Source organism: Microtetraspora fusca, assembly GCF_001570365.1.
Lineage (GTDB): Bacteria > Actinomycetota > Actinomycetes > Streptosporangiales > Streptosporangiaceae > Microtetraspora > Microtetraspora fusca.
The window spans coordinates 74,416-87,146 of sequence record NZ_BBYK01000049.1; the positions used below are offsets into that span (position 1 = coordinate 74,416).

Sequence of the window (12,731 nt, forward strand, 5' to 3'; positions counted from 1 at the left end):
ATATGAGCGCGAGCCACGCAGAGTCGGTGACGTTCTCAGACCTGTCGAGGAACCCGCGAGCGGTCGCGGAGCGGGCGACACGTCTGGGGCGGGTACGTGTCACTCATCGGGATGCACCGGACTTCTATCTGACGGCTGCGGACCGCGAGGAGCAGCGAGACCGGACGCTCGCGACGGCGTCTCGCTTGTTCCTTGCGCTTCTCAAGCACGATCCGACGGCCAGGACGTTGGCTATCGCGATGCCTGAGGTTTTCCCCTGGGTTCGCCACCTCACCACGGACGAACTACGGAACTTTACGTTCGAACTGGTCGAGGCTCTGTCTGACGCTGCAGAGCTGGACTTGGACAACAGGGCCGAAGAAGTGATCGTGGGCTGGCGGGCGACGGCTCGGATCAAGGCGGACCCAGCGGAGTACGCGGACGCGCGTAAGCCTACGAGCGGAGACTTCGGACCGGTTGAGGTCTCTGTATGAGTCCCAAACGCGGGGATCGTGTCACCGTTCCCCCTCCTGACGATGAGTGGGACGTTCGCTTCGCCACCAGTGATGCGGCAAGGGGGTGGGAGGAACTGTGCAGGCACGCCCTGGCCAACGCACGGCGCTGTCTTGAAGTCTTGCGCGCGGATCCACGCTCGCGCGCGGATCACGAGCGCCAGCATCGTCTCCGTGGCGACCTCGCGATTCACCGTCACAACGGCAAGGATCTCGAACAGTGGGAGTTCGAGGTCACAAGTGGAGGTCGCGTCCGGTACGTCATCGACGACGGGATGCGTACCGTGTGGTTGATCTACGCCTCGCCCCGCCATCCGAAAGACACGGATACGTGATCCGTTGCTTGCCGATCTATCGCCCGACGTGAACCGCTACAGCAGTACCTAGAGCGGAATCCGGGCGGTTACTGCGGCATCGGAGGCACGGGTGTCGCATGTCCGGTCGGCCTCACGTCCGGTGAGGCGTAGACCTGCGGTAACTGACTGAACCTGGCCCTTGGTCGCCCGGCTTGTCCGGTGACGATCAGGGGCCAGAGCCGTTTGAAGCGCTGTCGCTACAAGGTCAAGGCGACCGACATGGCTTCGGTGGGACCTCCGTGGTGCACGCTCTGGGCTGCCCGGCATTGACTTTGTCGCAACCTATGACTCATTCTAGTGAGACAAAGATTGCGACAAAGGAGGTGTCATGCGGCGCACATCCTCATCGGCCGCCTACCTGCCGGCGCGTCCGGAGGACCTACGGCGAGCGGAGGCATGGCTGGTACGGCACGACTTGGCCGGTGTCCGGCCGACCCCGTTGCTGGCCGTGCGTCTGAAGGTACGGCGACGGGCCCGCCTGGCCGGCAATATGGCGCTGGCACTGCTGATCGTGGCCGCGGCGTTCGCGCTGGCTTACGACCGGCCTGCCACCTCCGCCTTAGGGAGGTTCCAGCCAACACACCAGCCGATGCCGCTGCTGGCTCTGGCGGTGTCGGTGGCCGGGCTGCTGCTGGCTCAGTCGCTGCTCGACCTGTGGGTGCGGCGCGTCGACCGGCGTGCCGGTGTGGCGTTGTCGCGGCGGGCGGCACACCCGGTCCCACCCGGCTGGCGAGCCGTGCTCGGTAGGCCGTACGCGGCCTTCGCGGTCGTAACCTTCTGCGGCGCGCTGGTGCTGGCGGTGAGTGCTCTGACCGTCCAAGACTCCGCCGTGCGGTACGCGGCCGTCGTGCTGCTGGTCGGTCTGTTCGGTGTGGGCGTCGGCGCTGCCCTGCGGCTGCGTGAGCTGTTGGTTCGTCCGGTCGTGGCCGAGGACGAGGTCTCGCTGACGGCCGATGTCGTCATGCGTGTCGAGGACGCACGCGAGCTGACAGCGCCGGCCGTGTTGTGGGCGCTGCCCGTGGTGCTTCTGTTCGGATCCGCGCCCGGATGGTGGAATGTCGCCGCGCTCGCCTTCGTGATTTTGGGCGTGGTGGCGTGCGTCGTGATCCAGGTCAGGACGCCGCCGAGTGTCGCCGTGGCACGGCGAGCGATGAGCGCCGCATGATCGTCATCGACGCGGCCTCGCCGGTTCCGCCGTTCGAGCAACTGCGCGCCCAACTCGCCAGGCAGATCCAGGACCGCACGCTCGCGGTGGGCACTCGGCTGCCGACGATCCGACACCTGGCGGCGGACCTGGGCTTGGCCGTCAACACGGTGGGCAGGGCGTACCGGGAGCTGGAGGAGGCGGGCCTGATAGAGACCCGTGGGCGGGCAGGGTCGTTCGTGTCGTCTACCGGGGAGGAGGGGCGAGAACGTGCCCGCCGTGCTGCCGCCGAGTACGCGGCAGTGATCGCCGGCGTCGGCATCGATACGAACGAGGCGATCCGCATCGTCGAGGCGGCGTTGACATCCGGCATGCCGGCAGCGGACTTCGCCTGACCTCACCGCAATCGCCGATCGGTTCACGCAGACGCATGCTCGCCGGAACGGGCGTCCTGATCTGAGGCGGAAGTCGAGCAAGAATTGTTGTCTGAGGCCAAGTGCTACCACCAGCAGTACTTGTACCGAAACCCGGGCGGCTACTGCGGCATCGTGGCCCTCGGCGTGGTGCCCGACGGGGATGACTTCTTCCGAGGAATAGCCGGAATCGCTGAGACCTCCGGGTGACTTCAGGTCTGCTCGGAGGTCTTCTTTCTCATTCCTGACGAAGGAGCCTGTGCTTGGGATGGTGAAGATGAGGCCGTCTTCGTCGGAGCTTGTCGGTCACCTGCGGGTAGTCACGGATGATGGACTTGCAGGACAGTGGCCGTTTGCACTGCGTGACGGCTGGAACTTGCGTAAGCTGAAAGCTATGTTTCAGTTTATGAAACAACCGCCTCCCGTGCTCCTCCCCTTGCTTCGATCTGCCTTCCAAGGGAAGCTGCCTCCTTCATCGCTCAGGAAAGAAGAAGACCTCCGAGGGGCAGTTGGAGGAGTCTACGGGCGACCTCCGCATCATCGGCGATATCCCAGTGTTCCCCGCCGAATTCGACCGCCAGAAGCGGAAACCTACTCCGGACTCCTCGGGCTTCGACAGCGGCATGGAGACTGCCCGCAGCCTCGCCGGTGACCTGCTCATAGGCGTCATCCGTACCCGGCCTTCGAACTCCTTGCTTACGCGGCTCCCGACGTAACGCCACTCCTGATATGTCAGGGTCTCCGCTCCACAACGGCCGGGAGACCGAGCAACTCGTGTGCTTCCTTGACGCGGTGATTGGCTGGCGCCTGCGGCGACCGTTGTCGGATACCGCCCTGGGCTGCGAGGTGGCTCCTGGCCTTGGGCTTTCGCCAGCGCACCGTGAGGCTGCCTATGCGTCGGGTAGTCGGGTAACCGCCTTCGTTCGACGCAGTAGGTTCGTGGGCCCCATGTCGGTGTAGTGAACCGTTACCAAGTGGCCCTTACATGCGGCTTCGCATCCTCCTAGCCTTGATCGCCATGAAACTAATTCCGATCATTCTTACCAGCATAGTCGCCGCCCTACTCCCCTACGGAACAGCCCATGCGTATCCAGTAAAGAACAACACGCTCACCGCCAACGCGATCTACAGCAGCGGGGCGCTCGACACCACTGAGTGCCCGGAGAAGCCCATCAGGCGGCGCAATGTGAAGCTCGCCAAAACATATGTGAAGGCCGTCGTGGGCTGTCTCAACACCACGTGGGCTGCCCAGTTCGAGAAGTCGGGCCAGAGCTTCAGGGGCCCGAAACTAAAGCTGGCCACAAAGCCGCCCACCAAGTTCTGCGCGCTCAAGTGGGATCAGTCCGAGCAGGACGCGTACTACTGCGACGAGTCCGAAACGATATTCATCGTGCTCAGCAACAATCTGCTCGACGACCCTTCCGATCTGTACCTCTTCAACCTGGTGAGCATGGAATACGGCCAGCACGTTCAGACGCTCACCGACATCTACAGCGATTGGCAGGACCTCGGCTTCCGCAACAAAAAGGAGTACAGCGAACACAGCCGCCGCTACGAGCTGCAGAACGACTGCTTCGGCGCTGCTTTCCTCGCGAGTGTCTGGAAGTCCCTCGACCGCTCTTCGGCTGATTGGAAGCTGCTGCTCTCGTACGTCAAGGAATGGACCGACAAGGACAACGGGGCAAGGACAAGCATTGCCTACTGGATGAACCAGGGGTTCACCACGGGCGACCCGGGAGCATGCAACACCTGGGCGGCATCCGCCAAGCGCGTGGCCTAGCCGACGATGACGACCGGCCGGGCCGGGACGGGCTGCGGCGTGGGAAGGCACTGGGTTCAGGTGCCTTCGGCAGTCCACCGGCCGGGCCACTCCGACGCGTGGTTTGCACGTCACCCAGCCCTCGATATGAGCGTGCCGAACGTTCGGGTTGGCACGCGAGGTAAACAGGTTGGACGGGGGCCTGGTCGTCGGGATCATGGGGGAGTGCCGCGGAGTTCCTTGGATCGCGCGTGTCGGCTGTGGGCGAGCTTGGCTCGTGTCCCTGTCACGTTCCCCGTGCGTGGAGGCGTGACCGTGGTCGTCTCTCCCGAGTCGTGGTTGTGTCCGTCGGGATGGACAGGCGTCGTCACGTTGGATGGGGCCGCTTTGGTCACGGTGCCCGACGCCAGTTTGATCGAGCCGTTGCGTCATGTCCTGCTTGGCGATCTCGACGAAACCGGCATTGATCTTTCGCGACTCCCCGTCCAGCTGCCGGTCCACGACGTCTTGGGCCCGGCAACGCTTGCGTACCTCGATGCCGATGACTTCGCTCCCATCCACGTCGATGCCGAAGTCGAACGTCTGTCAGCGGGTCATCGCGACATCGACGGCCTGGTGGCCGCGGTGGACAAGCAGGATGCCGATGAAAGCGGGATGGAGGAGGTCACTTCGGCGGCCTGGGTGATCCGTGAAGGCAAGAATGTGATCGCCGCCGCCGGGTATCGCCCATGGCTGAACACAGCCGCGCATCTGTCCGTCTTGACCGCCGTGAAGTATCGCGGCCGTGGTCTGGCCCGTTTGGTGGCCTCGGCGGCGATAGCTGACGCCCTGGCCGACGGGTTGCTGCCGCAGTGGAGAGCGCGTCCGGAGCCGTCGCGACGAGTCGCCCGAGCCCTCGGTTTCCGGGAGTTCGGCTCGCAGATGAGCCTTCTCGTGAAGTACTGACCGCTGGTGGTCCATCGCGTCTCTGACGACAGCCGATCGAGATCTGCGAAGCGTGGGCGGTGGGCGAAATACGTTGCCGCTCCCCTTCCCAAGTGCCGAAGCCACTCCCAGGACGGGCATACCTGAGTCGGGTATCCGCAGAGGTTCGAGTTACATGTACGACTTCTTCACCGTCAGCGCCAGCAAGTGCACAGCATCATGAGCAGGATTTCCCGGAGGGGTCTGGTAAATGGCCAGGCGCTGTCCCCCAGGTTCGATTTCCAGGCTCTCGTACAGGAAAGTGATCTCCCCGGCGACGGGATGACAGAAGGTTTTCCGGTCGGTGCGGCGGCGCCGTACTTCGTGGCGTTTCCACAGTGCCACGAACTCCGGGCTGGCTTCGGTGAGCTCCTCCACCAACGCGGTCAGGTTCGGGTCGTCGGGGTCGGCGCCGACGGCCTCGCGTAGCTGGGTGACGGTGGCCGCGGCGGCCTCGGTCCAGTCGGGGTACAGCGTCCTGGCCGCAGGATGCAGAAAGACGTAACGTGTGGTGTTTCGCCGCTCGGCCGGCCATTCGTCGATTCCAGCCAGCAGCGCGAGCCCTTCCGGATTGCTGGCCAGGATGTCGTTGGTACGACTGCGCACGTACGCGGGACAGGGCCGCAGCTTCTCCAGCAGTTGCCGTATGCCGGGGCGCACGCTCGGGCCGGTGGCCGGTCGTGCGCTGCGGCCGGAGGCGCGGTCGGCCAGCGCGAACAGGTGCTCGGTGCCTTCGGCGTCCAGGCACAGGGCACGGGCGAGGCCTCGCAGGACGCTGACGCTGGGGTTGGTCTCCTTGCCCTGCTCCAAGCGTATGTAGTAGTCGATGCTGATCCCCGCCAGCGCCGCCATCTCCTCGCGCCGTAGCCCGGGTGCGCGTCGCCTGCCGATGCCGAGGGGCAGGCCGAGGTCGGTGTGATCCAGTTGGGCGCGGCGGGCTCGCAGGAACTCCCCTAAAGCCGTTTGGGCGGAAGAACTGACCACGGGTTTCAGTGTGACACGGCCTGCCACGCCGGCCAGAGCGGGCAGGTGGCAGTGTCACTACCACGCCGGCCGGCCCGGCTTCACGGGGATCTTCCTCGCAATGGCAGCGCTTCGAAAAGGTGGATCCGTTCAAGGCAACCTCGTGAAGGGACCGGACTATGGCGGTTTCCGCCCCTCCTGTCGCGCAGCCCAGGCGTTGGAAGATGTGGGTCCTCACCTGCGTCGCGATCTACCCGATCATCACGGCGCTCGGCTATCTCCTGCAGGCGACCACTCCCGACCTGCCGGTGTTCGCGCATTTCCTCATCATGGTGCCCGCCGCCGTCGCACTACTGATCTCCCTGGTGATGCCCACGCTCACCAGGCTTTTCAGGGGGTGGCTCGTCCGATGACCGCGCATCTGTTCGGCGCCGGCTCCACCGCGATGCAGGTGATCGCGGGCCACGACCTGAGCGGCAAGGAAGCGATCGTGACTGGCGGCGCGTCGGGGCTGGGCTACGAGACCGCCAGGGCGCTGGCCTCCGCGGGCGCCCGCGTGGTGATAGCGGCCCGGGACGAAGCCAAGGGTGCCCAGGCGGCGCAGGCGATCAGCAACCAGACGGGGAACGAGAAGGTCGTCTACCGGCGTCTGGACCTCGGCTCGCTGGAGTCCGTGACCACCTGGGCGAGCCGGCACGTGGCCACGGGAAGGCCGCTGCACATCCTTGTGCTCAACGCCGGTGTGATGGCGGTCCCGCTGTCGAGGACGGTGGACGGGTTCGAGTCGCAGTTCGGCGTCAATTACCTCGGGCACTTCGCCTTCGCCGTAGGGCTGCTGCCCGCATTGCGAGCGGCCGGGAACGCGCGGGTGGTGTCCCTGTCGTCGCGCGCCCATCGCTACAGCGACGTCCACTTCGAGGACCCGAACTACGAGCGCCGTCCCTACGACCCGTGGGAGGCCTACGGCCAGTCCAAGAGCGCCTGCTCGCTCCTGGCGGTCGCCCTGGCCGCACGTTACGGCGACCACGGTGTCACCGCCAACGCGGTGATGCCCGGCGGGATCAAGACCAACCTGCAGCGCCACATGTCGCGAGAGGACCTCGCCTCCCGGGGCTGGAATGTGGAGCGTCCTCAGGGCTGGAAGACGCCGGAGCAGGGCGCGGCCACCTCGGTCTGGGCGGCCGTCGCTCCCGAACTGGAGGGCATCGGCGGCGAATGTTTGGAGGACTGCGCGATCGCGGCGCCCTGGACGGGGGCTGGGGCGCCGCCCACCGGCTGCTATTTCCCGTATGCCGTGAACCCGGGCAACGCCGACCGCCTGTGGGCACTGTCCGAAAAACTGATCTCCGACTGCGGCCTGCCAAGCCCTTCGACTCCTGAGGCTGCCTGAGACCCGCCGAGGCCGGCTCAGACAGCCCCGCGGACGGAGTCCGTACGTACAGGTGGGGGCGATCAGGAGAGGAGGCGGAACTGGCGTGAGCTGATCTCGTGGCCTGACATCGGGAGAGCTTGACCTTCGGGTGAACGGCGGGCAGCGACGCCTCTCACCCAGTTACGTTGGGCGTATGACCGCTGAGCCACTGCATGAACGACTTGATCAGGATCTTCAACGTAACCTGGCCGGCTGACTTCGGCGCTGAAGGCGAACGGGACGTCCCCAGATCGGGCAATGGGCCCTTGAAGGCGCCTGCACGGGCAGCCATGGGTCAGGCCCATGGCTGCGGCGGCTGCGCCGCTACACCACGGGCCTGTCAGCTGGAATTCAGTCGGTCGTGACCGATGCGGTCATGGGCATCGATCTCTACTTCGACCAGCCCTTCTACGTGGGCTTCAACATCAACGGCTACGAACTGGCCCTCGATCCGAACGGGCACGCCGAAAGCGGCTCCGGCGCGGTCGTCTACTGGGGCGTCAAGGACATCGCGCAGGCCACGGACGCGCTCGCCAAGGCCGGAGCAGCAGTCCATGCCCCCGCAACGGACCACGGTGGCGGGATCCGCACCGCTACCCTCACCGCACCGGACGGAAGCCTCATCGGCGTGATCGAAAACCCGCACTTCCCGGGTCCGGTCCCCACGTGACACCACACGCCCACCACGCCACCGCCGTTCTCCTGTCTGGTCCCAGGCCCCCGGAAGCGTGGACGACGCGCTGGTCAGGCAGGCGGGCAGGGGGCACCGACTCGATTTCGTCGCGTCGACCTCTGAGGCATACATGGCGCCAACGTGTTCATGCTCGACCAGGCGGACCGACTCTTCGCCGTACGGCACGGCAAGCCCGCCCGAGGATTCGGCAAGCCCGCCCGAGGATTCGGCAAGCGCCGACGGATGATCGTCGTTGACGATCACCCGTCGGTCCGGGGAATCCGCCGCATGGCGCGCTCAGGCGGCGGTGGGGACGGCGACGACGGGCTCAGCGGTACGGGTGACCTGACCGATGATCGGGATGAAGGACACGAGCATCAGGATCGCCCCGACCGGGATGAGGTCCTTGTCCACGAGCGGCATGAGGACGTTGAGCACGTACACGAAGGGGACCCAGATCTTGACGTGACGCTGGACGGTGAGCTGCACGATGAGTGCGAGCTGACCGACGTAGAAGAGGACCGGCACCACGTTGTAGACCACGAAGAGGACGCCGGGGACGGCCTGGACCCGGGTGAAGATGGCGTCCATGCCCGCGCGGTCAGTGGCCATGAAGCTGACCGCGATGTCGATGACGAACTGCGCGAGGAGCGCCAGTGATCCGGCGAATCCGATCACGGTGCTCACGGTTGACAGGGTGCCCCGCCCCGCCAGACGGCGCATGTGCCAGGAGACAGGGACGAACAGGGCCAGGGCCCCGATGAAGGCGAGATGGCCGGAAGTCCAGGCGAGGCCGGGACCGCGGACACCGTCCAGTCCGTCCAGAATCCGGATCACTCCGTACGCCAGGACGAGGAGCGGTGCTGCGACGAACGCGATACGGGGGTTCATCAGGGGGTCTCCTTCGGATCGGTTGCGTCCAATCCTGGATTTCCCGGGCTCGAGAGTAATCGCCGAGAAGAGCGATCTCGGCGCTCCCCCGCGCGGGGGAGAAGGGCTCCCTCGCGTCGGCGATGCCCCCGGCCGTGTCGAGCCCGGCTCCGGCGCGGTGCTCAGGGGCGCCCACCGGGACAGTGCGTCGAACGCCCCCGTGACCCTGTCTCATCCGGTATGTCAGCGGGAGTCCGATGAACGCGGGGTCAGCGCTCGAGGTCCAGGCGCCATCGGATCTCGCCGTCCTGCCACTGGTCCGTGGGCGTGAGCCCGGCGGCGGTGGCGACGGCGGCGGACGCCTCGTGGTCCGGATGGATGTGGGCGATGACGCTTCGCACGGGTTTCCCGCCGAGCCAGGCGACGAGCCCTCTGGCCGCCTCCGCGGCGATGCCCCGGCGCTGCCAGGGAGTTCCCACTACCCATGCGATCTCGGCGACGAGGCCGTCGGCAGAGGGGGCGATGGTGGCCTGGACGGTTCCCGTCAGGCATTCCTGCTCCTGGAGGAGGATGACCCAGTTGCACCAGGAGATCGCGGGGTCGGGCGAGCCGGCGAGCATGCGCTGGTAACGGGAACGCAGCGCGTCCACGCCGACCGGTGACCCGCCGATGAAGATGTGCAGGTCCGGATCGGACAGGACGGCGGCCATCTCCTCGGCGTGCTCGACGCGAAGCGGCAGAAGCAGCAGTCGGTCGGTACGGATGGTCTCGGCGGTGATGATGCTCATGCTGCAGCGAACCTCTCGAACCGAAGTGGCTTGATTTTTTTTCCGTCATGCGCTGGCTGACACACACCGATGCCTGGAGACGCTGCGCGCCAATTCACGCTCACGAGCGGATTATGAGCGTCGACATCGGCTTCGTGGCGACCTCGTTACTCATCGCCACAATGGGCAGGGTCTTGAGCAATGGGAGTTCGAGGTCACCAGTGGCGGGCGTGCAGTACGACCCACCTGATGGTCCTGGGCGGCGCTTGGTTTGAGGCGTTTAGGGCGTCGGACCGACTGATAGCACCCAGTAGGTGCGTTAGGAATTCCGTTGTTCGGCAGGCGATTTGACCTAACCGGGAACGGCCTTCGGCCGTGTGCTTTGTTTATGGAATGGATTCCGTCTTCCTGGTGTGTGGCGACCGAGTGTGAGTTTGGCGTGAGCGGCGTGCGCGGACCTTGGGCATGGCCATAATCGTCAAAACGCCGACAGCGGCGACCGCTGTCAGGATGAGCACGATCACGGGGACGCCTCCGAGCGCCAGTCCGACGACCGCCGAGGCGAACAGGAAACTCCACGCATACATGATCAGAACGCTCTGACGGTGTGAGTGGCCGATGTCGAGGAGTCGGTGATGGAGATGGCCACGGTCGGGGGCGAAGGGGGACATGCCGGCGGAGGTGCGCCTGATCACGGCCATGATGAGATCCATCAAGGGAAGGACGATCACGCTCACCGGAAGCAGCAGCGGAAGCACCAGGGGGAACCGATTGAACGTGTGCGACGAACCGGGAAAAGATGAGGTGATCGTAATCAGCGATGTGCCGAGCAGCATTCCGATCAGCATGGCGCCGGTGTCACCCATGAAAATCTTCGCGGGATTGAAGTTGTGAGGCAGGAATCCCAGGCACATGCCGATGAGGATGGCGCATACCGCCGCCGTCATGTTGATGCGCGATTCCATCACATCCCATGACAGCGCGATGGAGTAGGCGAAGGTGGCCATCGCGCCGATGCCGACTATGCCGGCCGCCAGGCCGTCAAGGCCGTCAACGAAATTCACCGCATTGATGGTGACGACGATCACCAGGACGGTGAGGGTCGGCCGTAACATGTCGTCGAGGCTGATCGTGTAGTTCCCGGGCAGAGGAATCCACCGCAGCGCGACATCGAAGTAGGCAAGTATTCCAGCCGCCGCGATCTGGCCGAGAAGCTTCACCATGGCGCTCATGCCGAGCCAGTCGTCCAGGAACCCGATGAGCGTGAGGAGGCCGCCCGCCAGGATGAGCGCGGTCACGGCCTGCCCTCCGCCGATGCTCTTACTGGTGAGGGCGGAGCCCACGTACGGCAGGTGAGTCGCGAACAACAGCCCCGCGGCCATCCCGCCGAACATCGCCAGTCCTCCGAGGCGTGGCGTCGGGGTCGTGTGGACGTCTCGGTCTCGCACTTCGGGAGCCGCCCCGATTCGTAACGCGAAGCTCCTGACCGCTGGGACGAGGAGGTACGTGACCGCGGCCGTGACAAGCGTCAGGAGAAGATACTCGCGCATGGATCCAAGCATTCCGGTCGTCGGTCACCGTCTCCGCCGAGACGGCACAGATGTCTCCTGAGCGTGCTGAAGGTAGAGCCTTCATGGTTGGAATTCGCTGTTCTCAGGAGGACGGACGCAATCACAATTTGTGACTGGCGGATCACCGGCCGGTTGGGCGAACAAATGAAGGATCGCCGGCAATGGTCGCCGGAATCGGCGGATCCAGCCTGGCCCTGCGCGGCGCCACCAGCCAGATCGTCCGGGCGTCGACGTACGAAGTCTCGTGCACTGGGGGCGGCATTCCGGCGTAGAGCCGCGCCGGACCGTACCGGGCCGTATCGGGCCGATCGACTTTTGATCGACGTGATCAGTGGCGTCGCAGTATGAGGCTCGTCTTGTCGCCGGTGACGGTCAACTGGGCTTCGCCCCCGATGGGGAAGGTGGCCAAGGGGTGGGTGTGCCCGATGTCGATGTTGGCGAGGACCGGGATGCCCGCCGGCAACGGCTGAGTGGCGATGATCTGCTCCAGCAGCGAGCGAGTCATGTGGCTCTCCCTCTGGAAGCGTCCGATCGCCAGTCCCCGGATGTTGACGGCGCCGGGAAGTTGGAGCAGAGATGTCAGGTCTCGCGCGAAGTTCCCGGGGTGGGATTCGAAATCGTCTTCCACGATCAGGATCGCGTCATCGAGGGACGGCATGTAAGGGGTGCCTTGCAGCAGGTTGAGCGTACAGAGATTCCCGCCCACAATCCGCCCTTCGGCTGTGCCGGGGTGGATGGGCCACCATCCTTCGTTCGGGATCGGTTCGCGCTTGTCCTGGTCGAGGAACCAGAGATCGTCGCTCCAGGTCGCCGACGGGGTGAGAGCGACCGGGGCGGTATCGAACATGACGGCGGTGAACCATCGCAGGGTCTGCTCGAAGTGGTCGCGCATTCCGAACGTCGACCAGTGCGGCCCCGAATAGGTGACGAGACCGGTGCGGGCCAGGATGGCGTTCTGCAGAGCGGTGATGTCGGAGTAGCCGCACAAGATTTTCGGGTTGTCGCGAATGAGATCCCAGTCCAGGAAAGGCAGGAGTTCGTTGCAGTTGTAGCCGCCGATAACCGTCAGGATCGCCGACACCGACGGGTCCGCGAAGGCGTCATGGAGGTCGGCGACTCGTGAGGCGACGCTGGAGGAGTCGAGTGGATCCCGCTCATCGACGTGACGGCCATAGGACACGTGCAGGCCGAGCTCCGCGAACCGACGTTCGATGATGTCGGTGTGGTCGTGCTCCGTCACCATCGCACGGGATATGGCGGGCGCCACTATTCGTATTGTGTCGCCATTGCTGAGCTTTGGGGGGAAGATCCTATCCATTGCGCGAGGATAGCGGGTCCTGAGGACGTGCC

The 12,731-nt window shown here is 65.2% G+C and carries 14 protein-coding genes and 1 pseudogene; 10 read left to right on the forward strand and 5 right to left on the reverse strand.

The genetic code is table 11. The features are described from left to right. The first annotated feature begins 2 nt into the window (after window positions 1-2). The 7 genes and pseudogenes from AWQ68_RS19235 (at window position 3) to AWQ68_RS19260 (ending at window position 5,108) form a co-directional block, all read left to right on the forward strand. The gene (locus AWQ68_RS19235) at window positions 3-473 is read left to right on the forward strand and encodes a hypothetical protein (RefSeq protein ID WP_066942249.1); all 471 of its coding nucleotides are present in this window, start codon (window positions 3-5) and stop codon (window positions 471-473) included. After that, window positions 470-826 (forward strand): hypothetical protein, encoded by a 357-nt coding sequence (locus AWQ68_RS41010; RefSeq protein WP_084464171.1) that lies wholly within the window; start codon window positions 470-472, stop codon window positions 824-826. The genes AWQ68_RS19235 and AWQ68_RS41010 overlap by 4 nt, the downstream gene beginning before the upstream one ends. A gap of 39 nt (window positions 827-865) precedes the next feature. Continuing rightward, window positions 866-958 (forward strand): annotated as a pseudogene (locus AWQ68_RS46445) (peptide-methionine (S)-S-oxide reductase MsrA); the annotation flags it as partial. 217 nt (window positions 959-1,175) lie between these two features. Further along, window positions 1,176-2,012, forward strand: a complete 837-nt coding sequence (locus AWQ68_RS19240) for a hypothetical protein (RefSeq protein ID WP_066942250.1) — start codon at window positions 1,176-1,178, stop codon at window positions 2,010-2,012. Further along, window positions 2,009-2,386: a GntR family transcriptional regulator gene (locus AWQ68_RS19245; RefSeq protein WP_066942251.1), complete on the forward strand. Its 378-nt coding sequence runs from the start codon at window positions 2,009-2,011 to the stop codon at window positions 2,384-2,386. The genes AWQ68_RS19240 and AWQ68_RS19245 overlap by 4 nt, the downstream gene beginning before the upstream one ends. A gap of 1,036 nt (window positions 2,387-3,422) precedes the next feature. Continuing rightward, window positions 3,423-4,184, forward strand: a complete 762-nt coding sequence (locus AWQ68_RS19255) for a neutral zinc metallopeptidase (RefSeq protein WP_245656002.1) — start codon at window positions 3,423-3,425, stop codon at window positions 4,182-4,184. A 288-nt stretch (window positions 4,185-4,472) separates the two neighbouring features. Continuing rightward, complete coding sequence (locus tag AWQ68_RS19260; RefSeq protein ID WP_245655985.1) at window positions 4,473-5,108, forward strand: GNAT family N-acetyltransferase; 636 nt, start codon at window positions 4,473-4,475, stop codon at window positions 5,106-5,108. A gap of 150 nt (window positions 5,109-5,258) precedes the next feature. Here AWQ68_RS19260 and AWQ68_RS19265 read toward each other — a convergent pair whose 3' ends face one another. Then, window positions 5,259-6,110: a helix-turn-helix domain-containing protein gene (locus AWQ68_RS19265; protein WP_218006929.1), complete on the reverse strand. Its 852-nt coding sequence runs from the start codon at window positions 6,108-6,110 to the stop codon at window positions 5,259-5,261. A gap of 158 nt (window positions 6,111-6,268) precedes the next feature. On the opposite strand from AWQ68_RS19265, the gene AWQ68_RS19270 reads away from it, so the two are divergent. The 3 genes from AWQ68_RS19270 to AWQ68_RS19280 all read left to right on the forward strand — a co-directional run bounded on the left by AWQ68_RS19270 (window position 6,269) and on the right by AWQ68_RS19280 (window position 8,170). Then, complete coding sequence (locus tag AWQ68_RS19270; RefSeq protein ID WP_505781420.1) at window positions 6,269-6,502, forward strand: putative antibiotic biosynthesis monooxygenase; 234 nt, start codon at window positions 6,269-6,271, stop codon at window positions 6,500-6,502. Next, window positions 6,499-7,479: an SDR family NAD(P)-dependent oxidoreductase gene (locus AWQ68_RS19275; protein WP_066942256.1), complete on the forward strand. Its 981-nt coding sequence runs from the start codon at window positions 6,499-6,501 to the stop codon at window positions 7,477-7,479. The genes AWQ68_RS19270 and AWQ68_RS19275 overlap by 4 nt, the downstream gene beginning before the upstream one ends. A gap of 382 nt (window positions 7,480-7,861) precedes the next feature. Next, window positions 7,862-8,170, forward strand: a complete 309-nt coding sequence (locus tag AWQ68_RS19280) for a VOC family protein (protein WP_066942257.1) — start codon at window positions 7,862-7,864, stop codon at window positions 8,168-8,170. A 300-nt stretch (window positions 8,171-8,470) separates the two neighbouring features. On the opposite strand, the gene AWQ68_RS19285 is transcribed toward AWQ68_RS19280, so the two are convergent. The 4 genes from AWQ68_RS19285 to AWQ68_RS19300 all read right to left on the reverse strand — a co-directional run bounded on the left by AWQ68_RS19285 (window position 8,471) and on the right by AWQ68_RS19300 (window position 12,699). Continuing rightward, a complete protein-coding gene (locus AWQ68_RS19285; protein ID WP_066942258.1) occupies window positions 8,471-9,064 on the reverse strand; it encodes a hypothetical protein in 594 nt (197 codons plus the stop codon). A gap of 248 nt (window positions 9,065-9,312) precedes the next feature. Beyond that, on the reverse strand, window positions 9,313-9,831 hold the full coding sequence (locus tag AWQ68_RS19290) for a GNAT family N-acetyltransferase (protein ID WP_066942259.1): 519 nt from the start codon (window positions 9,829-9,831) through the stop codon (window positions 9,313-9,315). A gap of 365 nt (window positions 9,832-10,196) precedes the next feature. Further along, window positions 10,197-11,360, reverse strand: coding sequence for a glycosyltransferase family 4 protein (locus AWQ68_RS19295; RefSeq protein ID WP_066942260.1), 1,164 nt, complete (start codon window positions 11,358-11,360; stop codon window positions 10,197-10,199). Between the two features lie 349 nt (window positions 11,361-11,709). Continuing rightward, window positions 11,710-12,699 (reverse strand): S66 family peptidase, encoded by a 990-nt coding sequence (locus tag AWQ68_RS19300; protein ID WP_066942261.1) that lies wholly within the window; start codon window positions 12,697-12,699, stop codon window positions 11,710-11,712. Window positions 12,700-12,731 lie beyond the last annotated feature (32 nt).

Excerpts from the sequence above, each read along its gene's own strand:
- AWQ68_RS19245 (WP_066942251.1), top strand. The coding sequence starts at position 2,009 with ATGATCGTCATCGACGCGGCCTCGCCGGTTCCGCCGTTCGAGCAACTG.
- AWQ68_RS19300 (WP_066942261.1), bottom strand. The coding sequence starts at position 12,699 with ATGGATAGGATCTTCCCCCCAAAGCTCAGCAATGGCGACACAATACGA.
- AWQ68_RS19295 (WP_066942260.1), bottom strand. The coding sequence starts at position 11,360 with ATGCGCGAGTATCTTCTCCTGACGCTTGTCACGGCCGCGGTCACGTAC.
- AWQ68_RS41010 (WP_084464171.1), top strand. The coding sequence starts at position 470 with ATGAGTCCCAAACGCGGGGATCGTGTCACCGTTCCCCCTCCTGACGAT.
- AWQ68_RS19235 (WP_066942249.1), top strand. The coding sequence starts at position 3 with ATGAGCGCGAGCCACGCAGAGTCGGTGACGTTCTCAGACCTGTCGAGG.
- AWQ68_RS19255 (WP_245656002.1), top strand. The coding sequence starts at position 3,423 with ATGAAACTAATTCCGATCATTCTTACCAGCATAGTCGCCGCCCTACTC.
- AWQ68_RS19275 (WP_066942256.1), top strand. The coding sequence starts at position 6,499 with ATGACCGCGCATCTGTTCGGCGCCGGCTCCACCGCGATGCAGGTGATC.
- AWQ68_RS19290 (WP_066942259.1), bottom strand. The coding sequence starts at position 9,831 with ATGAGCATCATCACCGCCGAGACCATCCGTACCGACCGACTGCTGCTT.
- AWQ68_RS19270 (WP_505781420.1), top strand. The coding sequence starts at position 6,269 with ATGGCGGTTTCCGCCCCTCCTGTCGCGCAGCCCAGGCGTTGGAAGATG.
- AWQ68_RS19285 (WP_066942258.1), bottom strand. The coding sequence starts at position 9,064 with ATGAACCCCCGTATCGCGTTCGTCGCAGCACCGCTCCTCGTCCTGGCG.
- AWQ68_RS19240 (WP_066942250.1), top strand. The coding sequence starts at position 1,176 with ATGCGGCGCACATCCTCATCGGCCGCCTACCTGCCGGCGCGTCCGGAG.